The organism is Streptomyces subrutilus (genome assembly GCF_008704535.1).
Taxonomy (GTDB): Bacteria; Actinomycetota; Actinomycetes; order Streptomycetales; family Streptomycetaceae; genus Streptomyces; species Streptomyces subrutilus.
This window is the reverse complement of sequence record NZ_CP023701.1, coordinates 3,839,063-3,860,936: the sequence shown is the minus strand read 5'-3', so window position 1 is coordinate 3,860,936 and position 21,874 is coordinate 3,839,063. Positions and strand designations below refer to the sequence as shown.

21 protein-coding genes, 2 tRNA genes and 1 pseudogene are annotated in these 21,874 nt (G+C 72.6%); 12 read left to right on the top strand and 12 right to left on the bottom strand.

All coding sequences use genetic code 11. From position 1 onward, the window contains the following. The first annotated feature begins 6 nt into the window (after nucleotides 1-6). Entirely contained in the window at nucleotides 7-1,317 is a 1,311-nt protein-coding gene (locus CP968_RS16850) for a hypothetical protein (RefSeq protein ID WP_229886396.1), read from the top strand. Here the strand turns inward: CP968_RS16850 and CP968_RS16845 are convergent. Both CP968_RS16845 and CP968_RS16840 read right to left on the bottom strand, forming a co-directional pair. Continuing rightward, a complete protein-coding gene (locus tag CP968_RS16845; protein ID WP_150518807.1) occupies nucleotides 1,301-2,581 on the bottom strand; it encodes a serine/threonine-protein kinase in 1,281 nt (426 codons plus the stop codon). The two genes, CP968_RS16850 and CP968_RS16845, sit on opposite strands and share 17 nt — an antisense overlap. A 56-nt stretch (nucleotides 2,582-2,637) precedes the next feature. Then, on the bottom strand, nucleotides 2,638-3,186 hold the full coding sequence (locus tag CP968_RS16840) for a helix-turn-helix domain-containing protein (RefSeq protein ID WP_150518806.1): 549 nt from the start codon (nucleotides 3,184-3,186) through the stop codon (nucleotides 2,638-2,640). A gap of 160 nt (nucleotides 3,187-3,346) precedes the next feature. Here CP968_RS16840 and CP968_RS16835 point away from each other — a divergent pair. Further along, nucleotides 3,347-3,419 (top strand) — tRNA-Ala (locus CP968_RS16835). A gap of 69 nt (nucleotides 3,420-3,488) precedes the next feature. On the opposite strand, the gene CP968_RS16830 is transcribed toward CP968_RS16835, so the two are convergent. Continuing rightward, complete coding sequence (locus CP968_RS16830; protein WP_229886394.1) at nucleotides 3,489-4,421, bottom strand: NAD-dependent epimerase/dehydratase family protein; 933 nt, start codon at nucleotides 4,419-4,421, stop codon at nucleotides 3,489-3,491. Between the two features lie 422 nt (nucleotides 4,422-4,843). On the opposite strand from CP968_RS16830, the gene CP968_RS16825 reads away from it, so the two are divergent. Then, nucleotides 4,844-5,341 (top strand): LysM peptidoglycan-binding domain-containing protein, encoded by a 498-nt coding sequence (locus tag CP968_RS16825; protein WP_150518805.1) that lies wholly within the window; start codon nucleotides 4,844-4,846, stop codon nucleotides 5,339-5,341. Between the two features lie 79 nt (nucleotides 5,342-5,420). On the opposite strand, the gene CP968_RS16820 is transcribed toward CP968_RS16825, so the two are convergent. Next, nucleotides 5,421-6,119 carry a DUF5324 family protein gene (locus CP968_RS16820; RefSeq protein WP_167536812.1) on the bottom strand — a complete coding sequence of 233 codons (699 nt, stop codon included), beginning with the start codon at nucleotides 6,117-6,119 and terminating at the stop codon, nucleotides 5,421-5,423. 177 nt (nucleotides 6,120-6,296) lie between these two features. Here CP968_RS16820 and CP968_RS16815 point away from each other — a divergent pair, with 177 nt between their 5' ends. Together CP968_RS16815 and CP968_RS16810 are read left to right on the top strand one after the other, a co-directional pair. Next, a complete protein-coding gene (locus tag CP968_RS16815) occupies nucleotides 6,297-6,824 on the top strand; it encodes a peptidylprolyl isomerase (RefSeq protein ID WP_150518804.1) in 528 nt (175 codons plus the stop codon). Nucleotides 6,825-6,980: 156 nt separating this feature from the next. Then, complete coding sequence (locus tag CP968_RS16810; RefSeq protein WP_150518803.1) at nucleotides 6,981-7,862, top strand: rhomboid family intramembrane serine protease; 882 nt, start codon at nucleotides 6,981-6,983, stop codon at nucleotides 7,860-7,862. Between the two features lie 115 nt (nucleotides 7,863-7,977). Here the strand turns inward: CP968_RS16810 and crgA are convergent, their stop codons facing one another. After that, complete coding sequence (crgA, locus tag CP968_RS16805) at nucleotides 7,978-8,232, bottom strand: cell division protein CrgA (RefSeq protein ID WP_150518802.1); 255 nt, start codon at nucleotides 8,230-8,232, stop codon at nucleotides 7,978-7,980. Nucleotides 8,233-8,323: 91 nt separating this feature from the next. Here crgA and CP968_RS16800 point away from each other — a divergent pair, with 91 nt between their 5' ends. The 6 genes and pseudogenes from CP968_RS16800 (at nucleotide 8,324) to CP968_RS16780 (ending at nucleotide 12,402) form a co-directional block, all read left to right on the top strand. Next, nucleotides 8,324-9,097 (top strand): DUF881 domain-containing protein, encoded by a 774-nt coding sequence (locus CP968_RS16800; RefSeq protein WP_150518801.1) that lies wholly within the window; start codon nucleotides 8,324-8,326, stop codon nucleotides 9,095-9,097. Then, nucleotides 9,069-9,821: a class E sortase gene (locus tag CP968_RS16795; RefSeq protein WP_150518800.1), complete on the top strand. Its 753-nt coding sequence runs from the start codon at nucleotides 9,069-9,071 to the stop codon at nucleotides 9,819-9,821. The genes CP968_RS16800 and CP968_RS16795 overlap by 29 nt, the downstream gene beginning before the upstream one ends. 152 nt (nucleotides 9,822-9,973) lie before the next feature. Beyond that, complete coding sequence (locus tag CP968_RS34110; RefSeq protein ID WP_030011120.1) at nucleotides 9,974-10,150, top strand: hypothetical protein; 177 nt, start codon at nucleotides 9,974-9,976, stop codon at nucleotides 10,148-10,150. Then, nucleotides 10,147-10,785, top strand: coding sequence for an aminodeoxychorismate/anthranilate synthase component II (locus CP968_RS16790; protein WP_150518799.1), 639 nt, complete (start codon nucleotides 10,147-10,149; stop codon nucleotides 10,783-10,785). Before CP968_RS34110 ends, CP968_RS16790 begins: the two co-directional genes overlap by 4 nt. 155 nt (nucleotides 10,786-10,940) lie before the next feature. After that, nucleotides 10,941-11,621: pseudogene (locus tag CP968_RS16785) on the top strand (class E sortase); the annotation flags it as partial. A gap of 82 nt (nucleotides 11,622-11,703) precedes the next feature. After that, nucleotides 11,704-12,402, top strand: coding sequence for a class E sortase (locus CP968_RS16780; RefSeq protein WP_150521954.1), 699 nt, complete (start codon nucleotides 11,704-11,706; stop codon nucleotides 12,400-12,402). 174 nt (nucleotides 12,403-12,576) lie between these two features. Here the strand turns inward: CP968_RS16780 and pknB are convergent, their stop codons facing one another. The 6 genes from pknB to CP968_RS16745 all read right to left on the bottom strand — a co-directional run bounded on the left by pknB (nucleotide 12,577) and on the right by CP968_RS16745 (nucleotide 20,644). Continuing rightward, nucleotides 12,577-14,616 carry a Stk1 family PASTA domain-containing Ser/Thr kinase gene (gene pknB, locus CP968_RS16775; RefSeq protein WP_150518797.1) on the bottom strand — a complete coding sequence of 680 codons (2,040 nt, stop codon included), beginning with the start codon at nucleotides 14,614-14,616 and terminating at the stop codon, nucleotides 12,577-12,579. Between the two features lie 186 nt (nucleotides 14,617-14,802). Beyond that, complete coding sequence (locus CP968_RS16765; protein ID WP_150518795.1) at nucleotides 14,803-16,266, bottom strand: peptidoglycan D,D-transpeptidase FtsI family protein; 1,464 nt, start codon at nucleotides 16,264-16,266, stop codon at nucleotides 14,803-14,805. Beyond that, nucleotides 16,263-17,687 carry an FtsW/RodA/SpoVE family cell cycle protein gene (locus CP968_RS16760; protein WP_150518794.1) on the bottom strand — a complete coding sequence of 475 codons (1,425 nt, stop codon included), beginning with the start codon at nucleotides 17,685-17,687 and terminating at the stop codon, nucleotides 16,263-16,265. The genes CP968_RS16765 and CP968_RS16760 overlap by 4 nt, the downstream gene beginning before the upstream one ends. Before the next feature lie 31 nt (nucleotides 17,688-17,718). Next, nucleotides 17,719-19,164, bottom strand: coding sequence for a PP2C family protein-serine/threonine phosphatase (locus CP968_RS16755; protein ID WP_229886392.1), 1,446 nt, complete (start codon nucleotides 19,162-19,164; stop codon nucleotides 17,719-17,721). Between the two features lie 144 nt (nucleotides 19,165-19,308). Further along, nucleotides 19,309-19,809: an FHA domain-containing protein FhaB/FipA gene (locus CP968_RS16750; protein WP_150518792.1), complete on the bottom strand. Its 501-nt coding sequence runs from the start codon at nucleotides 19,807-19,809 to the stop codon at nucleotides 19,309-19,311. A 10-nt stretch (nucleotides 19,810-19,819) separates the two neighbouring features. Next, on the bottom strand, nucleotides 19,820-20,644 hold the full coding sequence (locus CP968_RS16745; protein WP_150518791.1) for an FhaA domain-containing protein: 825 nt from the start codon (nucleotides 20,642-20,644) through the stop codon (nucleotides 19,820-19,822). A gap of 292 nt (nucleotides 20,645-20,936) precedes the next feature. On the opposite strand from CP968_RS16745, the gene CP968_RS16740 reads away from it, so the two are divergent. Next, nucleotides 20,937-21,019: transfer RNA gene (locus tag CP968_RS16740), tRNA-Leu, on the top strand. Between the two features lie 173 nt (nucleotides 21,020-21,192). Here CP968_RS16740 and CP968_RS16735 read toward each other — a convergent pair. Further along, the gene (locus CP968_RS16735) at nucleotides 21,193-21,873 is read right to left on the bottom strand and encodes a response regulator (RefSeq protein ID WP_150518790.1); all 681 of its coding nucleotides are present in this window, start codon (nucleotides 21,871-21,873) and stop codon (nucleotides 21,193-21,195) included. Nucleotide 21,874: the final 1 nt, after the last annotated feature.

The following is a 21,874-nucleotide window of genomic DNA, read 5'->3' as shown; positions in this document are numbered from 1 at the left end:
GCTCGGATGCGGAGAACGGCGCTGGTGGGGGCGGGGGCCCTGGGGCTCGTGGCCGGTGTCCTGCCGGGCGCGGCGTGCGCGCAGGGGGCGGCTCCGCAGCCGCTGCCCCCGTACCGGACCGCCGACGGGGCCCGCCGGGTGACGGGCACGCCCTCCACGGCGGACGCCCCGCGCCTGGAGGCCGGGAGCGTCTACGCGGACGAACTCGGCCCCGGTGAGCGCGTCTACCGGCTCGTCCTGGAGCAGGACCGGTCCGACGTGTACGTCTCCGCGGTGGTGCGGCCCGGGCCGGGCGCCGTGGTCGGCTACGGCGACGGCGTCGAGGTGGAGGTCATGACCACCGCCGGGCGGACCTGCCCGGGCAGTGCCGGCCGCGCCTCCTTCGGCCGCGACCCGGTGCCGCTCGCCGCGGCGGGCGTCCGCCGGGGCGGCGAGGACGCCGACTGCGCGACGGCCGGGACGTACTACGCGAAGGTGACCCGGACCGCGGCCAAGGGCTCCGACCGGAGCGCGTGGCCGGTCGAGCTGCGGGTGCAGCGCGAGCCCGGTCGCGGCGCGGCCGGTCCCACGGCCGCGCCGAGCGCCTGGCCCTCGGGCGCTCCCGTCCTGCCCGGAGCCGACGCGGTGCCCCGCTCGGGCGGCACCGGCTTCAACGACGCGCGGGCGCTGGGCGCGGGGGTGTGGCGGGACGAGCTGAGGCCGGGCCAGACCCGCTACTACCGGGTGCCGGTGGACTGGGGCCAGCAGTTGGGCGCGGGTGCGGAGCTGGCCGCGGCCGCGCTCACCAAGCCGTACGGCTCCGCGTCGGACGGGCTGACCGTCAGGCTCTACAGCCCGTACCGGAGCCTGGTCGCGTCCGAGGACACTCCGTACGACGGCAAGCAGGCGGCGGCCACCCTGGGCAAGACCCCGCCCGTCGCCTACGAGAACCGCTTCTCCTCGGACCGGGCGGTCCGGGACGCGTCGGTCGCCGGCTGGTACTACCTCGCCGTCACCCTGGGCGGGAAGGTGGCCGAGTTCACCGAGGACGCCCGGCCCGTGCCGCTGACCCTGCGGACCGACGTCATCGGCACCCCGGCGAAGGCGCCCGCCTACCGGGAGGACCCCGCCGCCGGCGGGTTCGGGGTCGGCGCCGGTGACCGGGCGGCCGCCGAGGGCGGGCTGACCGCGCCCGAGGAGGCCCGGGCGGCCGCGGACCGGTCCGTGCTGCGGGTGGTGGCGGGGGCCGGGTTCGGCGTGGGGACCCTGCTGCTGCTGGTGCTGGGCGGCTGGCTGCTGCTCGCCCGGCGCGGGCGGGCCGCTACGGCAGCCGGATGAGGGCCCAGACCCCCACCGCGTAGCAGAGCAGCGCCGTGAGCAGCAGGGCCGCCTGCACCCCGGCCGGGGGCGGGGCGACGCCGCGGCTCCGGGGCGCGGGCGGGGCCGGAGCCGGCACGGCCGGGGGCGGGAGGTGGAAGCTGCCCGTCTCCGAGGGGCCGTACGCGCCCGGTGGGGGCGGGGCGGTCGGCGGCGGGGCCGTCGCCCCGGCGGGCGGCGCCGGGGTCGCCCCTCGGGCGGACGGGGGCGCCGGAGCGGCCCGGTCCGGGGGTGTGGCGCGCGGGTCGGGCCGCGCCGCCGCGCGGTCCGGGGCGGGAGCGGCCGCCGGCGCGGGCGGGGCGGGCACGGTGGCGAGCGTGCGCGCACCGGGGGTCACGGCGGAGGTGCCCAGCGGGCCTCCGGGGCCGAATCCGGCCGGGAGCGGGCCGAGTTGGTCGAACACCTCGACCGGGTCCCCGTCCGGATCGGCGGGCAGCAGCTCGACGGCCTCGGCGAGGGCCTTGCGCGCTCCCGTGGCCGTCTGGAACCGGTGCCGGGGGTCCGGGTGGAGGAGGGCCGCCAGGACGTCCCAGAGCGGCGCGGACACGCCCTCGGGGGCGCCGGGGGCGCCGTGGGCGAGGAAGTGCTCGACGAGGCGCCGGGAGTCGGGCCTGCGGCCCTGGAGGAGGTAGAGGGCGACCAGTCCCGTCGCGAAGAGGTCGGCGGGGAAGTCGGGCTCGGCGCCGAGCAGTTGTTCCGGGGCGAAGTAGCCGGGCGTCCCGACCACGAGGTCGGTCCCGGTCAGCCGCGGCTCGCCCTTGCGCATCGAGATGCCGAAGTCGGACAGCCGCAGGTGCGGCCGCCCGGTTCCGGTGGCCTCCAGCAGGATGTTGGCCGGTTTGATGTCGCGGTGCACGACGCCTTCCGCGTGCACCGCGGCCAGTCCCGACAGGAGCTGGTCGAGCAGGGTGCAGACGTACCGGGGCGGGAGCGGGCCGTAGTCCCCGATCACGTGGCCCAGGGAGCCGCCGCCGACCAGGGCCATGGTGAACAGGACCTTGTCGTCGTCGGCCGCCCAGCTGGCCGGGGCCAGGACGTGCGGGTGGTCGATGCGCAGCGCCTGCTCCCGCACGAAGCGCAGGAGCGTGTGGGCGTCGCTCTGGAGCAGCACCTTCGCGGCGACGTACCGGCGCCGCCGGTGGTCCCAGGCGCGCCACACGGCGCCCGCGCCGCCGCGTCCGATCGGATCGGCCAGCTCGTACCGACCGGCGAAGACCTCACCCATCGCTGCGCCCGTCCCCCGTCACCCGTCGTCCCCCGTCGTGCCCGTGCGCGTGCGCGTCAGTTCTGGTGGGCCTCGTAGTGGGCCACGGCGTCGGCGGTGCGGCCCGCGCCGTAGACCCGGAGGAACTCTGCCAGTTCGGGATGGCTCGGGGCGAGGGAGTCGGCCGCGTCGATGATGTCGCCGGCCGCGGAGACCGAGCGCAGCAGCGACTGGATCTCGCGGACCACCCGCTTGACGGTCGGGGCGCCGGAACCGGCCGTGGTCTGACCGCTGTTGCTGAGGACGGAGCCGCCCTGGGTCTTCTTGATCTCGTCCATCCGGTCGGTGGCCTCCGCGGCGCTGACGCTTCCGTCGGCCACCTGGCCGGCGAGGTCCTGGAGGGCCTGGACCCGCTGGACCACGGCGGGGTTGCCGATCTTGGCGCGCTGGCCGCTCATCAGCTGGGAGAGCATGGGCGCCGACAGTCCGAGGACGGCGGCGAGGCGGGCCTGGTTCAAGCCGAGGTCATCTATGAGCCGGCGGAAGAGCGCTCCGAGCGGCTCCCCGTACCAACTGCGCTGAAGCTCTCTGGCTCTCGCCGTGGCCTCTTGTTGTACAGCGTCCACTCTTACTACTCCCCTTCGCTGGTGCGAACCTCGCGAGCATCTTACGGAGCGTGGTCGTGGGGCGGGAGTCCCTATCATTTTGCGAGATGAGGGGGTACACCCGGTACTCTGTTCCGCGGAACGACCTCACCTCGTACGGGGTACGGCCGTGCCCTGTCCCGGGGCCTTAGCTCAGTTGGTAGAGCGCTGCCTTTGCAAGGCAGATGTCAGGAGTTCGAATCTCCTAGGCTCCACGCGAGGAAACCCCTCCGACCTGCACGAACGCAGGGCGGAGGGGTTTTTCGCGTGCCGGGGGCGGGGGGTCAGGGGGCGAGGATGCTGTCCCGGTACCAGGTGCGGATCTTGGCGAACTCCTCCTCGAAGCCCGGGCCGGGCCGCTGGCCGAGGTCGGCCCAGACCGGGGCGCTCTCGAACCAGTGGTCGGTGGCCAGCATGTCCAGCCGGTGCGCGGCCCACGCGTCGCGGGCCAGGCGCTCGCGCGCCTCGGCCAGGGTCAGCCGGCCCGCCGCGCGCGGGAGCTGGGCGCAGTCGGCCACGGTGTCCAGCAGGGTGGCCGCGGTGACCGGCCGGGGGTGTGCGGCGTGGTAGACGGACGCGGTCAGCCGGCCGGGCGGTATCAGCGCCAACCCCACCAGCAGCGTGGCCAGTTCGGGAGCGGAGATCGCCGAGATCCGGGTGTTCCACCCGGCGGCCGCGCCGCGCAGCGCCCGCAGGAAGCGCACCAGGCCCGGTACCACCCAGGCGTCGCCCCGCCCGTACACCAGGTGGGGGCGCAGGACGATGCCGCCCGCGGCCAGGACCGCGTCCTCGGCGGCCAGTCGGCTGCGGGAGGTCGGTGACTCCGGGGCGGGGGCCAGCTGCTCGGGGAGGGCGCCCCGGAAGCTGCCGCGTCCGTACACGGAGGCGGTGCTGAGGTAGACGATGCGGGAGACGCCCGCCCGGCGGGCCTCCGCGACCAGGGCCTCGGTGCCGCGGGCGTTGACGTTCTCGTTGTCCTCGGGGGTGCCGCCGATCTGCGAGGCGCAGTGCACGAGGACGTCGACCCCCTCGCAGGCCCCGCCCAGGGAGCCGGGGTCCGCGAGGTCGGCCCGGACCACCCGGGCTTCGGGTGCGGCGGCCGGGGGGACGGGCCGGCGGTGGGACATCAGGGTCAGGGCCGCGCCCCGGAGCCGGGCCTGTTGGACGACGTGGCTGCCGACGAAGCCGGTCCCGCCAGTGATCATGGTGGTGAGCACGCAGCACTCCCGATCTGTCTGTTCCGACAGGGGCGCACAGAACGCTGTCGGCGCCCCCCGGGCCGATGAACCGTTGCGGTGCCACGCTACAGACAGCTCCCGGCCCGGTCGGCTCGTTCCGTGCGGTGCGTGCGCCGGCGGCCGAAGCGTACGGCGGCCGGGGCTCGGCGGCCCCGCGGTGTTCCACGTGAAACGTCCCGTCGCAGCGGCGTGGCGGCGCGGGCGGTCCGGCGGGAGCGCGGGCTCCGTGCGGGCGGTGGGCGGCCCGTCGCAGAGCCCCGGTCCCGGCCGCCGCGCCCGTCGGTGACGGCCGGGCGCCGTCCCCCGGACGGGCCCGTCGCCGGGCCGCCCGGCGCCCCGTGGCGGACAGTGGGAGGAGGCCCTCCGCCCAGGGGGACCCAGCCCGCCGGAGGCGTACAGACATGGGAATCTTCGACTTCCTGAAGCCCGACAGGCAGCAGCGGGACGAGGGGTCCGCGCAGCGTCCCCCGAGCTCCGCCGCCGACGCGGCCTCGGCGACCCGGGCCGCCGCCGACCGCATGGCGGCGGCCGCGCCGCCCAAGCCCGCGCCCGCGGCCCCGTCCCCGACGTCCGCCGCGCACAAGGCCGTTCCGGTCGCCCCCAGGCCGCCCACCGCGCCGCCGCGTCCGGCCGCGCCGCCCCGGGGCTCCGGCGCCCCCCACACCCCCTCGCCCGCCTCGGCCGCGCACAAGGCCGTACCCGCTGCCCCCACGGCGCCGGGGCCGGCGGCCGCGCGGCGCACGTACGCCGTCCGGGCCGGGGACACGCTCGCCCTGATCGCCCGCCGCGAGCTCGGCAACGAGGCCCGCTGGCGCGAGCTGTACGCGATGAACCGGGGCGTCATCGGCGCCCACCCGGACCTGGTCCGCCCGGGCATGCTGCTCACCCTCCCGCACTGAGCCGCCCCGCACCCCGCACATGACGCGGGCCCCGCGACCGGTCTTCCGGTCGCGGGGCCCGCGTCATGTGCGCGCGGCGTCAGAGCCGCTTGTCCTCGGGGGCCGACCCCGGCCCGGCCTCGCGCTCCTTCTCCGCCAGCTCGTCGTCGAAGCTGGCCGCCGCGGAGTCCCGCGACGAGAGCTCGGTGGCGGCGGGCGGCTCGACGAGCCAGTCCGGGTTGGACTGCTGGTCCCACCACTTCCAGGCCAGGTAGGCGCCGCCGGCCAGCACGCCGGCGATCGCGACGCCCTTGAACAGCCGACCCGCGCGGGCCCGCCGTTCGTGGCGCCGCACCAGCCGCTGCACCTCCTTGGCCGACACCTGGCCGCGCAGCGCCGCGAAGGCCGCCGTCGACCGCGAAGCGGCCTCCTCGGCGACCGGGGTGGCCGCGGCGAGCGCGCTCTCGAACCGGGGCTGGGTGTAGTCGGCCGCCTGCCGCGCCGCCCTGCGCGTCTGCTTCACGGCCCGGGTCGCCGCCCGGTCCACGTTCGTCGGTACGTGGGTGCGCGCCTGACGGAGCCGGGGGTGCACATGGGAGTCGTAGGTCGTACGGGCCTGTCGCGCGGCCTCGTTGGCCGCGTACGAGACCTTGGGCGCCAGTCGCTCGTTCGCCTCATGCGCGTAGTGCACCGCGGCATCCTTGGCGGTTTCTGCGTACGGCGCCACCACTTCCGACGCGTGCCGCACAGTCTCCCTGGCGCTTTCGGCGGCCAGGCGCACGCTGTCCTTGCGGGTCACGGGGTTCCTCCTCCTCGGTGGCGGACACGGTTCACCTTTCCACCCTTTGTCGGATCATGCCTGCCGCGCGGCCGACGGGCATGCGCGACAGGGCATCCGAGTGGAGGATTTCTGTGCTCCGCTGCGCTCCGTGGGAGTATCGGGGACCGACAGTGATGACTATGGAAGGCAGAATCCGTGGCCGAGAAGCTCTACGCCACCCTGAAGACCACCCACGGCGACATCGAGATCGAGCTGCTGGAGAACTTCGCTCCGAAGACCGTGCGGAACTTCGTCGAGCTGGCCACGGGGGGCCGTGAGTGGACCCGGCCGACCGACGGCCAGAAGACCACGGACCCGCTCTACGACGGCACCGTCTTCCACCGCGTCATCAGCGGGTTCATGATCCAGGGCGGCGACCCGCTGGGCAACGGCACCGGCGGCCCCGGCTACCAGTTCGCCGACGAGTTCCACCCCGACCTCGCCTTCACCAAGCCGTACCTGCTGGCCATGGCCAACGCCGGGCCGGGCACCAACGGCTCGCAGTTCTTCGTCACCGTCGCCCCCACCGCCTGGCTGACCCGCAAGCACACCATCTTCGGCGAGGTCACCGACAAGGGCTCCCGGAGCGTCGTGGACGCCATCGCGGCCCTGCCCACCAATCCGCGCACCGAGCGCCCCGTGGACGACGTCGTGATCCAGTCGGTCGTCGTCGAGAAGCGCTGACCGCAGCTGCCCCGCCGCGCCCGCCCGGCGTACCCGCACCGCCCGGCGCACCCGCCCCGGGCGCCCGCCGGGAACCTTTCCGCCCCGCCCGTCCGTCCTGGATACACATACCGGACCGGCGGGGCGCGCCTGTCCCGCCGCCGACCGAGGGGACCGATGGACACCGACCGTCTGCCGGGCTGCTACCGCCACCCGGACCGCGCCACCGGGATCAGCTGCACCCGTTGCTCCCGTCCCATCTGCCCCGAGTGCATGATCAGTGCCTCGGTCGGCTTCCAGTGCCCGACCTGCGTGCGGGACGGCTCCGGCTCCGGCACCGGGCGCGGGCCCGCGGCCCACGCGCCGCGCACCCTCGCCGGCGGGGTGGTGGCCGCCGATCCGCACCTGGTCACCAAGGTCCTGATCGGCCTGAACGCGGCCGTGTTCCTGTTCGGTCTCGCGGTGCCGACGGCCGTGGTGCACCTGGAGTTGCTCGGCCGGTACGTCACCTACTTCGGGGCCCCGGTCGAGGGCGTGTCCACCGGCGAGTACTACCGGCTGCTGAGCTCGGTGTTCCTGCACGTCGAGTGGTGGCACATCATCGGCAACATGATCGGCCTGTGGGTGATCGGCGGGCCGCTGGAAGCGGCGCTGGGCCGGGCCCGCTACCTCGCCGTCTACCTGCTGTCGGGGCTGGGCGGCAGCGCCCTCGTCTATCTGCTGACCGCGCCGAACACCCCGACGCTCGGTGCCTCCGGCGCCGTCTTCGGCCTGCTCGGAGCCACCGTGGTGCTCGCGCGCCGGCTGCGGTACGAGATGCGGCCGGTGCTGGTCATGGTCGGGCTGATGCTGGTGCTGACCTTCGTGCCCCTCGGCGGCAGCCTCACCGTGTCCTGGCAGGCGCACGTGGGCGGCCTGGTCACCGGCGCGCTGGTGGGGGTGGGGATGCTCCGGCCCGCCACGGGCAGGACCCGCGCGCTGATCCAGTGGGGGACCTGCGCGGTGGTGTTCCTGCTGGTGGCGGCCGTGGTGCTGGTCCGTACGGCCGAACTCACCTGATCACACCGGCGTCAACTCTCCACAGAGTTATCCACAGATCTTCTGTCTTTTCCTCAGGTGTGGATGACGCTGTGGATAACTCTTGGGGAGAGCTTCCCTCGGGGACCGGAAGGTGCTACTTCCACTGCGTGGAAACGCCGAATCCCGCCGCGATGAATCCGAAACCGACCACGATGTTCCAATTGCCCAGCGACTCGATCGGCATCTGGGTCTCGGTCACGTAGAAGACCACGATCCAGGCGAGCCCGATCAGGAAAAGTGCCAGCATGACCGGGGCGACCCAGCTGCGGTTCGTCAGCCTGATGGCCTGCGGCTGGCGCGCCGGCGGCGGCGTGTAGTCGTCCTTCTTGCGGATACGAGACTTCGGCACGAGGGGCTCTCCTGTCGATGGGCTGGGGACCTTGCCTGCCCCGGGCGTCCGTTAGCGTAGTGGACCTGTGGCGTTGAAGGAGAAGGGTACGTTGCGCAATTCCGACGACTCCTCCGCGGGTCCCCGTCGCCGGGCCAGACCGGTCCGGCTGCTGACCGCCGCCGTGTTCGCCCTGGCCGGCCTCATCTTCGTCACCAGCTTCAACACGTCCAAGGGTACGAACATCCGGACCGACGCCTCCCTGCTCAAGCTGTCCGACCTCATCCGCGAGCGCAGCCAGAACAACGCGGAGCTGGAGGACAGCCTCGGACCGGTGCGCACCCGGGTGGACGCCCTCGCCGAGCGCGACGACGGCAGCACCCGGGCCGAGGACGCCAAGCTGGCCGCCCTGCGCAAGGCCTCCGGCACCGAGGAGCTGTCCGGCAGGGGCCTGACCGTCACCCTCGACGACGCCCCGCCGAACGCCACCGCCCGCATCCCCAACGTGCCCGAGCCGCAGCCCAACGACCTGGTCATCCACCAGCAGGACCTCCAGGCCGTGGTGAACGCCCTCTGGCAGGGCGGGGCCCAGGGCGTCCAGGTCATGGACCAGCGGCTCATCGCCACCAGCGCCGTCCGCTGCGTGGGCAACACCCTGATCCTCCAGGGCCGCGTCTACTCGCCCCCGTACAAGGTCTCCGCGGTCGGCGACCCCGGCGCGCTCCGCAAGGCCCTGGGGGCCTCCCCCGCGCTGCAGAACTACCAGCTGTACGTGACCGCCTACGGGCTCGGCTGGAAAGTCGACGAGCACAAGGCCCTGACACTGCCCGGCTACTCCGGCACAGTGGACCTCCACTATGCGAAGCCGGTGGAACCGACCTCCTGACGGGCCCCGCCCCGGCGGCCTGCTGCGGCTGCTGGTCCGGACGTTCAGCGAGCTGTGCCTGACGGCCGGCACGCTGATCGTGCTCTTCACGGTCTACGTCCTCTTCTGGACCGGGGTCAAGGCCGACCGGGCCATGGACGGCGAGATGGCCCGGCTGCGCGACGGCTGGGCCGCGGCCGCCGCCTCCCCCGCCCCCTCGGCCCCCGCGCCCCCGCCCGGCCCGTCCGCCCCGTCCGCCCCGTCCGCGACGGCCGCTCCGCAGGCCGCTCCGCAGGCCGGCCACCCCGCCGGCCGGGCCTTCGCCGAGATGTACGTGCCCCGGTTCGGCCCCGACTGGAGGAAGCCGGTCCTGGAGGGCACCGGCACCGAGCTCCTCAAGAAGGGCCTCGGCCACTACGCGGGCACCGCCCCCCTCGGCGGGCTCGGCAACTTCGCGGTCGCGGGCCACCGCCGCACCTACGGCGACCCCTTCAAGGACTTTCCCGACCTGCGCCCCGGCGACGAGGTGATCCTCAAGGACGCGACCACCACGTACACCTACACGATCCGCGGCGGCCCGCTGCGCACCCTGCCCACCGACGTGGCCGTGGTCGACCCGGTGCCCCCGAAGTCGCCCTTCACCGCCCCCGGCCGCTACCTGACCCTGACCACCTGCGACCCCGAGTGGGGCCACAGCCACCGGCTCGTCGTGTGGGCGGAACTGACCGGCACGCGCCGCGGCTGACGGCCGGAACCGGCCGGTGCGCGGCCGGCCGGCCCGTCCGGTCCGAGGGGATTGCCGAGGGCGCCCACCCCGCCGGGCCGCTGCCTTTAGTCTGGTCGCACACCGCCCCCGCGGTGCGTGGGACGATCGTGGACGAAAGGGCGACAGGCGCCATGTACGGCTGGATCTGGCGGCATCTGCCGGGCAACGCGTGGGTGCGCGCGCTGATCTCACTCGTACTGGTCCTCGCGGTGGTGTTCGTACTGTTCCAGTACGTCTTCCCGTGGGCCGAGCCGCTGCTGCCGTTCAACGACGTGACGGTGGACGAGGGATCGGGAGCCACTCCGTGAGCGCGCGCATTCTGGTTGTCGACAACTACGACAGCTTTGTCTTCAACCTGGTCCAGTACCTCTACCAGCTCGGCGCCGAATGCGAGGTGCTGCGCAACGACGAGGTGGAGCTCTCGCACGCGCAGGACGGCTTCGACGGCGTACTGCTCTCCCCGGGGCCGGGCACGCCGGAAGAGGCGGGCGTCTGCATCGACATGGTCCGGCACTGCGCCGCGACCGGCGTCCCGGTGTTCGGCGTCTGCCTGGGCATGCAGTCGATGGCCGTGGCGTACGGCGGGGTCGTGGACCGGGCCCCCGAGCTGCTGCACGGCAAGACCTCCCCCGTGGTGCACGCGGGCCTGGGCGTGTTCGAGGGACTGCCCTCGCCGTTCACCGCGACGCGCTACCACTCGCTGGCCGCCGAGCCGCTGGCCCTCCCGGACGTGCTGGAGGTCACGGCGCGGACCGAGGACGGGATCATCATGGGCCTGCGCCACCGGGAGGCCGACGTCGAGGGCGTGCAGTTCCACCCCGAGTCGGTGCTGACCGAGTGGGGGCACCTGATGCTCGCGAACTGGCTGGTCCGCTGCGGGGACGCGGGCGCCGTGGAACGTTCGGTGGGGCTGGCCCCGGTGGTGGGCAAGGCCCTCGCGTGACCGCGCTCGCGCCGCCCGCACCCACCGGGGGCCGGGCCGCGCGACGCAGGGCCGCCCAGGAGGCCGCGAAACGGGCCGCCCGGCAGACGCGGCGGCGCGGCGGGCGGCGGCGCGGCGGGCGGCGGCGCGGGCGGCCGGCGTCGGGCGGCCCGCTGGTCGTCGCCAGCCGGCTGGCGGGCGAGCTGTTCATCACCCTCGGCCTGGTGATGCTGATGTTCGTCGCCTACCAGCTCTGGTACACCAACCTGCTGGCCGAGCGGACGGCCAGCGGGGCCGCCGGCTCGCTCCGGCAGACCTGGGAGCACGCCCCCGCCGACGGCTCCGCCGCCCCGCCGGTGACGGCGTTCGAGCCCGGGCAGGGCTTCGCCATCCTCCACATCCCCAAGCTGGACGTGAAGGTGCCGGTCGCGGAGGGCATCAGCAAGGCCAAGGTGCTGGACCGGGGCATGGTCGGGCACTACTCCGAGGGCGCGCTGAAGACGGCGATGCCGGCGGACCCCCAGGGCAACTTCGCGGTGGCGGGGCACCGGAACACGCACGGCGAGCCGTTCCGCTACATCAACCGGCTGGTCCCCGGCGACCAGGTGGTGGTCGAGACCCGGGACGCCTACTACACGTACGAGATGACCTCGTCGCTGGCGCAGACCCCGCCGACCAACGTGTCGGTCATCAAGCCGGTCCCCGAGGGCTCGGGGTTCACCGCCCCGGGCCGGTACCTCACGCTGACCACCTGCACCCCGGAGTTCACCAGCACCTACCGGATGATCGTATGGGGCAGGATGACCGGGGAACGCCCCCGCAGCGAGGGGCCGCCCCCCGCGCTGACCAGCCCGTAGCCGCCCTAAGGACGAAACCGCAGTGTCTCCTTCCAGCCACCGCCGCAACGGCCCCGCCCCTGCGGCGGCCGACACCGGCGAGGTGCGGGCGCCGCGCCGCAGCGTGCTCGCCGGGTTCCTGAGCCTCTTGGGCGAGGTCCTGATCACCGTGGGCCTGGTGCTGGGCCTGTTCGTCGCGTACTCCCTGTGGTGGACGAACGTGCTCGCGGACCGCCAGGCCGCCACCCGCGGCGACGAGATCCGCCGGCAGTGGCAGGCGCCCGCCCCGGACAGGCCCGCGGAGCCGGGGGCGCTGGACACCGGGGACGGCGTCGGCTTCCTGCACGTGCCGGCGATGAAGAACGGCGAGGTGCTCGTCAAGGCGGGCACCGCGCCCGACGTCCTCGACGACGGGGTCGCCGGCTACTACACCGAGCCGGTCAAGTCGGCGCTGCCGTGGGACGCCACCGGGAACTTCGCGCTCGCCGCGCACCGGGACGGGCACGGGGCGAAGTTCCACAACATCGACAAGGTGCGCACCGGCGACGCGATCGTCTTCGAGACGCGCGACACCTGGTACGTCTACAAGGCCTTCGCGGAGCTGAGCCAGACCTCGAAGTACAACGTGGACGTGATCAACCCGGTCCCCAGGGAATCGGGCCGGACCGCTCCGGGCCGCTTCATCACGCTGACCACCTGCACGCCCGTCTACACCTCGAAGTACCGCTACATCGTGTGGGGCGAGCTGGTGCGGACGGAGAAGGTGGACGCGCAGCGCACGCCCCCCGCCGAACTGCGCTGACGGCCCGGGTCGGGCCCGGACCGGAACTCGGGGCCGCGACACTCGCCGCGGCCGCGGTCCAGAGCCCCGACAAGGCCCCTGGGCGGGGCTGTGCGGGCTGCAACGCGAAGGCCCGGCCCCCGGGGAGGGGGGCCGGGCCTTTCGTCCGCGGGCGGGGCCTGGGTCCCGGCCCGCCTAGCGGCCGCCGAGGCCGCCGATGAAGCCGTCGTTGTTGCCGTTGCCGCCGCCGTTGTTGTTCCCGCCCTGGCCGCGGACCGTCATCACGTTGACCTCGGTACCGGTGTTGACCGGGGTGCCGGCGCCCGGGTCGGAGAAGACCACCATCGAGTCGTCGTCCGACGGTCCGGAGATCACCCGGCCGAACTTCAGCCCCTTGGAGGCCAGTTCGTCCTTGGCCTGGGCCACCGTCTTCTGCGCCAGGTTCGGGACCTGGGTCTGCTGGGCGGCCTTGGCGATGGTGATGTTGACCGTCTTGTTGACCTCGATCTGCTCACCGGCCGGGTACTGCTGCTGGATGACCGTCTTCGGCGGAGCCGCCGGCGACTCCGTCTCCGTCACGCTGCCCAGCTTCAGCTTGGCGTCCTGCAGCGCCTTGACCGCCTGCTCCCGGGTCTTGCCCAGCAGGTCCGGCACCTCGGCCTTGGAGAGTTCCTTGGCGACGGTCAGCGTGATGACGTCGTTCTTCTTGGCCTGGCTGCCGGCCTTGGGGTTCTGGTCGAGGACGATGCCTGCGGTGCTCTCGGACTCCTGGAGCTTGCGCTCCACCTGGAACCCCTTGGCCTTGAGCGTCTTCTCCGCGTCGTCGAACTGCACCCGCAGCACGTCCGGCACCGGCACCGCGGGCGCGCCCGAGGAGATCTTCACCTTGACCGTGGAGTCCTGGTCGACCTTGGTGTCGGCCGCCGGCACCTGAGAGCAGACGGCGCCCTTGGGCTGCGCCTCGCACTCCGTCTCGCCGTCCTGCACGACCTTGACACCCGCGTTGTCGCCGCTCTTCTGCGCCTGTTCGAGGGTCTGGCCCACGAGCTTGGGCACGGAGGGCCGGTTGTCGGCGCCGCCGCTGAAGAGGGAGCGGCCGATGAGGATCGCGCCGACCAGGACGAGGACGCCGGCCGCCACGAGCAGGATCGTGGACGCCTTGCTCTTCTTCTGGCGCCGGTGCGGGCCCTGGTCGTAGCCGTGGCCCTGGTCTGCGTACCCGTACCCGCCGTCGCCCCCGCCCGGAGGCATGGGCGCCATCATGGCCGTCTGGCCGCCCTCGGCGGTGCGCAGCGCGGTGGTGGGCTGGTCGTAGCCGCCCTGGTGGCCGTAGCCGTGGCCCTGGTCGGGGTAGCCGTAGCCGGCCGCGCCCATGGAGGCGGTGGCGGCGACGGGCTGGCCGTCGAGGCAGGCCTCGATGTCCGCGCGCATCTCGTCGGCGGACTGGTAGCGGTAGTCGGGGTCCTTGACCAGCGCCTTCAACACGATCGCGTCCATCTCGGGCGTGATCTCGGGGTCGAAGTTGGACGGCGGCTGGGGCTCTTCCCGTACGTGCTGGTAGGCGACGGCCACGGGGGAGTCGCCGACGAACGGGGGCCGGACGCAGAGCAGCTCGTAGAGCAGGCAGCCGGCGGAGTAGAGGTCGGAGCGCGCGTCGACCTGCTCGCCCTTGGCCTGCTCCGGCGAGAGGTACTGGGCGGTGCCGATGACCGCCGCGGTCTGCGTCATGGTCATGCCGGAGTCGCCCATGGCGCGGGCGATGCCGAAGTCCATGACCTTGACCTGGCCGGTGCGGGTCAGCATGACGTTGGCGGGCTTGATGTCGCGGTGGACGATCCCGGCCCGGTGGGAGTACTCCAGGGCCTGGAGGATGCCGATGCACATCTCCAGCGTGCGCTCGGGCAGCAGCTTGCGGCCGGAGTGCAGGAGCTCGCGCAGCGTGGAGCCGTCGACGTACTCCATCACGATGTACGGGATGGAGATGTTGTCGACGTAGTCTTCGCCGGTGTCGTAGACGGCGACGATCGCCGGGTGGTTCAGCGACGCGGCCGACTGGGCCTCGCGCCGGAACCGGGCCTGGAACGACGGATCGCGCGCGAGATCGGCACGCAGGGTCTTGACGGCGACGGTACGGCCGAGCCGGGTGTCGTGGGCGAGGTAGACCTCGGCCATGCCACCACGGCCGAGCACGTGGCTCAGCTCGTACCGGCCGCCGAGGCGCCGCGGCTCTTCCATAACGTTCCAGCCCTCTCCGTCAGTCCCGACCGCACCTGTGTGTGGTCCGGCGGTGTGCTGTTCGCGCAAAGGCTACCGGCCGAGCGTCCGTGATCGGCTCGTGGCCACAGGCTGATACCGGACCGGTACCGTGCGCTGCCCCGGGGGCCCGGGACGGTGACACGGGTCACTCCCCCGGGCGGCCCGTCACCCCTTGCCGCCCAGGACCGCCTGCATCACGGCCTTGGCCACCGGCGCGGCCAGGCCGCCGCCGCTGATGTCCTCGCGGCTCGCCTCGCTGTCCTCGATGACGACGGCCACGGCCACGGGCGAGCTGCCGTCGGGCAGCTCGGCGTAGGAGATGAACCAGGCGTACGGGCGCTTCTTGTTGCCCTCGCCGTGCTGGGCGGTGCCGGTCTTGCCGCCGACCACCGTGTTCTTGATCTTGGCGTTGCCGCCGGTGCCGGTCTCGACGACGTTGACCATCATCTGCTGGACCTTCTGCGCGTTGGCGGCGCTGAGCGGCCGGCTCATCTCCTGCGGCTCGTGCTTCTCGACGAGGTCGAGGTTGGGCGCCGTCAGCTGGTCCACCATGTACGGCTTCATCAGCTTGCCGTCGTTGGCGATGGCGGCGGTGACCATGGCCATCTGGAGCGGGGTGGCGGCGGTGTTGAACTGCCCGATGGAGCTCTGGGCGTTGCCGTCGCGGCTCATCTTCTTGTCGTAGACGCTGGCGAAGGCGCGGACCGGGACGTCGATCTTGTCGTTGTTGAAGCCGAACTTCTCGGCGGTCTCGACCATCTTGTCGCGGGTGACCTTGTCGCCCATGTTCGCGAAGACGGAGTTGCACGACACTTCGAGGGCCTTGTTCAGGCTGGCCTTCTCGCAGCCGGTCGCGTGGTTGACCATCGGCGTCTTGGTGCCCGGCAGGATGTACGGCTCGGGGGTGTCCGTCGGGGCGTTGATGTCGTCGACGACCTTGTGCTCCAGGGCGGCGGCGGCCGTCACGACCTTGAAGGTGGAGCCCGGCGGGTAGGTCTCGCGCAGGGCGCGGTTGACGAGGTTCTTGTCCTCGCTGTCCTTCAGCTCGACCCAGGCCTTCTCGTCGTCCTTGGAGTTGCCGGCGAAGCGGGAGGGGTCGTACGACGGGGTGGAGACCAGGGCCAGGATGGCGCCGGTGCGCGGGTCGATCGCGGCGACCGCGCCCTTGCGGTTGCCGAGCTTCTCGAAGGCGGCCCGCTGGGCGTCCGGGTTCAGGGTGGTGATGACGTTGCCGCCCTGCTTCTTCTCCCCGGTGAACATCCCGATGGTGCGGTCGAAGAAGAGCCGGTCGTCGTTGCCGGTGAGGATGCCGTCCTCCAGCGACTCCAGCTGGGTGGAGCCGAAGGCCTGCGAGGCGTAGCCGGTGACCGGGGCCCAGAGCTGGCCCTCGGTGTAGGTCCGCTTGAACTTGTAGTCGCTGCCGTTGGTCACCGCGGAGCCCGTGATCGGGTTGCCCTTGACGATGATGTTGCCGCGCTCGGTGGCGTACTGGGCGATCTGGACCCGGCGGTTCTCCTTGCGCGTGCTGAGTTCCTCGGCCTGGACGTACTGCAGCCAGTTGGTCCGGATCAGCAGCGCGAGGACGAGCAGCCCGCAGAACAGCGAGATGCGGCGCAGGGGCTTGTTCATGACGGGCGGACCACCTGGGTCATCTCGGAGTCGGGGGACGGTGCGGGGGCCGGGGCAGGTCGGCGTGCGGTGTCGCTGATCCGGATGAGGATGCCGATGAGGGCCCAGTTCGCGAGGACGGAGGAGCCGCCGGAGGCGAGGAAGGGCATGGTCATGCCGGTGAGCGGGATGAGGCCCATCACGCCGCCGGCGACGACGAAGATCTGGATGGCGAAGGCGCCGGAGAGGCCGACGGCGAAGAGCTTGCCGAAGGGGTCGCGGGCGGCGAGCGCGGTGCGCACGCCGCGCTCGATGATGAGTCCGTAGAGCAGCAGGAAGGCCATCACGCCGGTGAGCCCGAGCTCTTCGCCGACGGTGGAGAAGATGAAGTCGGAGTTGGCGGCGAAGCCGATGAGGTCGGAGTTGCCCTGGCCCCAGCCGGCGCCGAGGACCCCGCCGGACCCGAAGCTCATGATCGACTGTCCGACCTGCTCGCAGGCGCCGGAGGTGCTGTAGCAGCCGAAGGGGTCGAGCCACGCGTTGACGCGGGCCTTGACGTGGCTGGCGGTGGCGCCGACGACGACGGCGCCGCCGATGCTCATGAGCAGGCCGATGACGATCCAGCTGGTCCGCTCGGTGGCGACGTACAGCATGATCACGAACATGCCGAAGAAGAGCAGCGAGGTGCCGAGGTCGTTCTCGAAGATGAGGACGAGCAGGCTCATCGCCCAGATCATCAGGATCGGGCCGAGGTCGCGGCCGCGCGGCAGGTAGAGGCCCATGAAGCGGCGGCTGGCCAGGGCCAGGGCGTCGCGCTTGACCATGAGGTAGCCGGCGAAGAAGACGGCGATGACGATCTTCGCGAACTCGCCGGGCTGGATGGAGAACCCGCCGACGCTGATCCAGATCTTGGCGCCGAAGACGTCGGCGCCCAGCCCCGGGATGACGGGCAGGATCAGCAGCACCAGCGAGCCGGCCATCGAGATGTACGTGAAGCGCTGCAGGACGCGGTGGTCCTTGAGCAGCAGCAGGACGCCGGCGAACAGGGCGATGGCGAGCGCCGTGTAGATCATCTGGTTCGGCGCGGAGGGGGAGAAGCTGCCGTACGAGCGCTTCGCGAGGTTCTGCAGCCGCTCCGACTGGTCGAGCCGCCAGATGAGGACGACGCCCAGCCCGTTGAGGAGGGTGGCCAACGGGAGCAGCAGGGGGTCCGCGTACTTCGCGTACCGGCGCACGACGAGGTGCGCGACGCCGGCGAGCGCGGCGTAGCCCAGCCCGTAGACGAACATGCCGGGCGGCAGCTTGCCGTCGATCGCGAGGCCCACGTTGGCGTAGGCGAAGATCGGGATGACCACGGCGAAGGCGAGCAGCAGGAGCTCGGTGTTCCGCCGGCTCGGCAGCTCGATGGCGCCGATGGTGGTCGTGTTGGTGACAACGCTCATGGTGTGGCGGGCCCCCTGTGCCCGCGTGTGTCTACTGCTTTCCGCACAGGCCGACCAGCGCCTGCTCCGCGGGAGTCAGGGTGGGGCCGGGTGTCTGGTTGTTCTGCGCCTCGGCGTTGCGGCGCTCTTCGTCCTTCTTGCAGGCGGACGCCTGGAGACCGAGATCGTCGATCTTCTCGCGCGCGCCGTCCAGACCGCTCTCGCTGATGGTGGCCTGGACCTGCTTCAGTTTGAAGGGCGGGAGGTACTTCAGTTCGATGTCGGGGCGGTCGGTCTCCACCTGGGAGAGCCCGACCGGGCCCAGCTTCTGGCTGATGCCCTTGAACAGCGCGACGTGCTCGCCCTTGACCCCGATGTAGTACTGGGTCTGGGTCCAGCGCCAGCCGGCGTACAGACCGCCGCCGATGACGCCCGCCACGATGAGCAGGGTCAGGGTACGGGTGGCCCACTTGCGCCCTTTGCCGCGGCGCCTGCGCGGGTGGTCGTAGGTGTCCTCGTACTCGGAGTCGTAGCCGTCGGCGTCGCCGAAGCTGCCGTAGCCGCCGCCCTGGCCGTGTTCCGCGTAGCCGGGGGCCTCGCCGCTGCCGGGGGGCCCGAAGGCGCCGGGGGGCGGGGTCTGGCGGCCGAGGCCGGAGGCGCGGCCGGCGGGGGTCTGCATGGCGTTGCCGCCGTCGAAGAGCTGGTGCTGGTTCTCGGCGACCGCGCCGACGACGACGGGGGTGTTGCTGACCTGGGCGGCGAGGGTGTCGCCGCTGTCGGTGTCGAGGACGTCCGCGACGATGCAGGTGATGTTGTCCGGTCCGCCGCCGCGCAGCGCCAGCTGGATCAGGGACTGCACGGTCTCGCGGGGGCCGTGGTAGTCGGCGAGGGTCTCTTCCAGGGTCTGGTGGGAGACCACGCCGGAGAGGCCGTCGGAACAGATCAGGTAGCGGTCGCCGGCCCGGACCTCGCGGATGGAGAGGTCGGGTTCGACGATGTCGCCGCTGCCGAGCGCCCGCATCAGCAGGGAGCGCTGCGGGTGGGTGGTGGCTTCCTCTTCGGTGATGCGCCCCTCGTCGACGAGGCGCTGCACCCAGGTGTGGTCCTGGGTGATCTGCGTGAGGACGCCGTCGCGGAGCAGGTAGGCGCGCGAGTCGCCGACGTGCACGAGCCCGAGCCGCTGCCCGGTCCACAGCAGGGCGGTCAGGGTGGTGCCCATGCCCTCCAGCTGCGGGTCCTCCTCGACCATGGCGCGCAGCTGGTCGTTGGCCCGCTGCACGGCGCCGGCCAGGGAGGTGATGATGTCGGAGCCCGGGACGTCGTCGTCGAGCTGGACGAGGGTGGAGATCACCTCGGAACTGGCGACCTCGCCCGCGGCCTGGCCTCCCATGCCGTCGGCGATCGCGAGCAGGCGCGGTCCGGCGTAGCCGGAGTCCTCGTTCCCCTCCCGGATCATGCCCTTGTGCGATCCGGCGGCGAACCGCAGGGACAGACTCATGCGCACCTGCCCTGTCGACGCTGCCTCCGGGTGCAACCGGTCTCGAGCCACACTGCCCACCCTCCGGTCGGGAGCGCGCTCGGGTCCGTGTCCCCAGTGGGACGGATCGCCGCCGCTCGCTCGCTCCGCTCGCTCATTCTCGTACTACTTCCGCAGCTCGATGACGGTCTTGCCGATGCGGATCGGGGCGCCCGGCGGAATGGGCGTCGGGGTGGTCAGCCGGGTCCGGTCGAGATACGTGCCGTTGGTGGACCCGAGATCCTCGACGATCCACTGGCCGTCACGGTCGGGGTAGATCCTGGCATGGCGGCTGGACGCGTAGTCGTCGTCCAGCACGATCGTGGAGTCGTGGGCGCGGCCCAGCGTGATCGTCTGGCCCGCGAGGGCCACCGTGGTGCCCGTGAGGGTGCCCTCGGAGACGACGAGCTTGGTCGGCGCACCACGGCGCTGGCGCTGCTGCGGCGGGGCGGCCTGGCGGCCGGCCTGCTGCTGCGGGGCGCCGGTGGCACCGCCGCGGCGCGAGCCGCGCTGGGTCACCCTCGTACCGAAGAGATCGCTGCGGATGACCTGGACGGCCACGATGACGAACAGCCACAGAACGGCTAGGAAACCCAACCGCATGACCGTCAGGGTCAGCTCTGACATTGCCCCCGCTTCACCCTTCGGCTTGCCGGTAAATGATGGTGGTGCTGCCCACGACGATCCGCGAGCCGTCGCGGAGCGTAGCGCGGGTGGTGTGCTGCCCGTCCACCACGATGCCGTTGGTGGACCCTAGATCCTGGATCGTCGAGGGCGTTCCGGTCCGGATCTCACAGTGCCGGCGCGAGACGCCGGGGTCGTCGATCCGCACGTCGGCTTCCGTGCTTCGGCCGAGTACGAGCGTGGCGTGCGAGATCTGGTGGCGGGTGCCGTTGATCTCGATCCAGTGGCGCCGGGAGCCGCCCGCGGAGGCCGCGGGTGCCGGTCCGCCGGGAGCGGGCCGTCGTCCGGCGCCGCCGGGGGGCGGCCCGGCGGGCATGGGCGGGGCGGCGGCCGGGGGGTACCCGTATCCGCCCTGCGCCTGCTCCCGGTCCGGCTGGCCGCCGGCCTGGGGGGCCTGCGAGGTGCTGGAGGCGAGCGTACGGCTGCGGACCCGGTAGAGACCGGTGTCCAGGTCGTCGGCCTTCTCCAGGTGGACCTTGATCGGGCCCATGAAGCTGTAGCGCTGCTGCTTGGCGTAGTCGCGGACGAGGCCCGCGAGCTCGTCGCCGAGCTGCCCGGAGTAGGGGCTCAGGCGGTCGTAGTCGCCGGCGCTGAGCTCCACGATGAAGTCGTTCGGGACGACGGTCCGCTCGCGGTTCCAGATGGTGGCGTTGTTGTCGCACTCGCGCTGGAGGGCGCCGGCGATCTCGACCGGCTGGACCTCGGACTTGAAGACTTTGGCGAAGGTGCCGTTCACCAGACCTTCGAGTCGCTGCTCGAACCGCTTCAGAACTCCCATGGGGCACCTCCTCCGTCGTTGTCGCCCTGTACTGCTTACTGATCGTATCCACGCGCGGCGGATTCGGCTGGTTCCCCATCGGTCCTGTGTGGAGGAGTGTTGGTCCTCACAAGCGATCGTAGGGGCGCTCCACGCACAGTGTCCCGCACCGGGAGCGGAGTGCGGGAGGGGCGGTCTCCGGCGGCGTGCGGGGGCGCCGGGAAAGCGATGTGAATCCACCCCGGTCCACGTGCTAATCTTTCGACGTCGCCAGGGGAACGGCCCGAAAGGGAAGATCCACTGGTAGCCGCTCGGGCGAGTGGCGGAACGGCAGACGCGCTGGCTTCAGGTGCCAGTGTCCTTCGGGACGTGGGGGTTCAAATCCCCCCTCGCCCACATCGACGAAACGGTCGTCATCGCGAAAGCGGTGGCGGCCGTTTCGTGTTGTCCCGGTGCGTGCGGCGTCCCGGTGTGGGCTGTGTCTCGTCGGATGCCGTGCTCCGGTGTGACGCGTGTCCCTCCGGCCCGGGCGGGTGCGGCCGGGCCGGGGCGGGTGGCCGGCTGCCGCGTCAGTCGCGTTCGCGGCGGACCAGGAGGCCCCGTTCCATGGCGGTGACGACGGCGTGGGTGCGGTCGCTGACGTCCAGCTTGGCGAAGACCCGCAGCAGGTGGGTCTTGACCGTGGCCTCGGCGATGACCAGGCGCCGGCCGATGTCGGAGTTGGACAGGCCGTCCGCCACCGCGCTCAGGACGTCCAGTTCGCGGGCGGTCAGGGCCACCGGGGCCGGCTGCCGCATCCGGGCCACCAGCCGCTCGGCCACCCGCGGGGCCAGGACGGTCTCGCCGCGGGCCGCCGAGTGGATGGCGCTCACGAGCTGTTCGCGGGTGGTGTCCTTCAGCAGGTAGCCGATCGCACCGGCTTCGACGGCCCGCTCGATCTCCACGTCCGTGTCGTAGGTGGTGAGGATGAGCACGCGGGTCGCGGCCGGTCCGGCCACGACGGCGGCGGTGGCCGCGACCCCGTCCATCACGGGCATCCGCAGGTCGATCAGGGCCACGTCGGGCCGCAGGGCCTCGACGAGGGCGACGGCCTCCCGGCCGTTGTCGGCCTCGCCCACGATGGTGAGGGTGGGCTCGGGGGCGAGGAGGGCGACGACCCCGGCCCGCATGACCGTGTGGTCGTCCACCACGATGACCCGGATGCGTTCGCCGTTCCCGGCGGCCGGGTCGGTGTCGGGCGTCGTCTTCATC

Coding starts and splice junctions, on each gene's coding strand:
- CP968_RS16755 (WP_229886392.1), bottom strand. CDS start 19,164: ATGAGTCTGTCCCTGCGGTTCGCCGCCGGATCGCACAAGGGCATGATC.
- CP968_RS16765 (WP_150518795.1), bottom strand. CDS start 16,266: ATGAACAAGCCCCTGCGCCGCATCTCGCTGTTCTGCGGGCTGCTCGTC.
- CP968_RS16745 (WP_150518791.1), bottom strand. CDS start 20,644: ATGGGAGTTCTGAAGCGGTTCGAGCAGCGACTCGAAGGTCTGGTGAAC.
- CP968_RS16760 (WP_150518794.1), bottom strand. CDS start 17,687: ATGAGCGTTGTCACCAACACGACCACCATCGGCGCCATCGAGCTGCCG.
- CP968_RS16810 (WP_150518803.1), top strand. CDS start 6,981: ATGGACACCGACCGTCTGCCGGGCTGCTACCGCCACCCGGACCGCGCC.
- CP968_RS16735 (WP_150518790.1), bottom strand. CDS start 21,873: ATGAAGACGACGCCCGACACCGACCCGGCCGCCGGGAACGGCGAACGC.
- CP968_RS16750 (WP_150518792.1), bottom strand. CDS start 19,809: ATGTCAGAGCTGACCCTGACGGTCATGCGGTTGGGTTTCCTAGCCGTT.
- CP968_RS16850 (WP_229886396.1), top strand. CDS start 7: ATGCGGAGAACGGCGCTGGTGGGGGCGGGGGCCCTGGGGCTCGTGGCC.
- CP968_RS16795 (WP_150518800.1), top strand. CDS start 9,069: ATGCGAAGCCGGTGGAACCGACCTCCTGACGGGCCCCGCCCCGGCGGC.
- CP968_RS16845 (WP_150518807.1), bottom strand. CDS start 2,581: ATGGGTGAGGTCTTCGCCGGTCGGTACGAGCTGGCCGATCCGATCGGA.
- CP968_RS34110 (WP_030011120.1), top strand. CDS start 9,974: ATGTACGGCTGGATCTGGCGGCATCTGCCGGGCAACGCGTGGGTGCGC.
- pknB (WP_150518797.1), bottom strand. CDS start 14,616: ATGGAAGAGCCGCGGCGCCTCGGCGGCCGGTACGAGCTGAGCCACGTG.
- CP968_RS16825 (WP_150518805.1), top strand. CDS start 4,844: ATGGGAATCTTCGACTTCCTGAAGCCCGACAGGCAGCAGCGGGACGAG.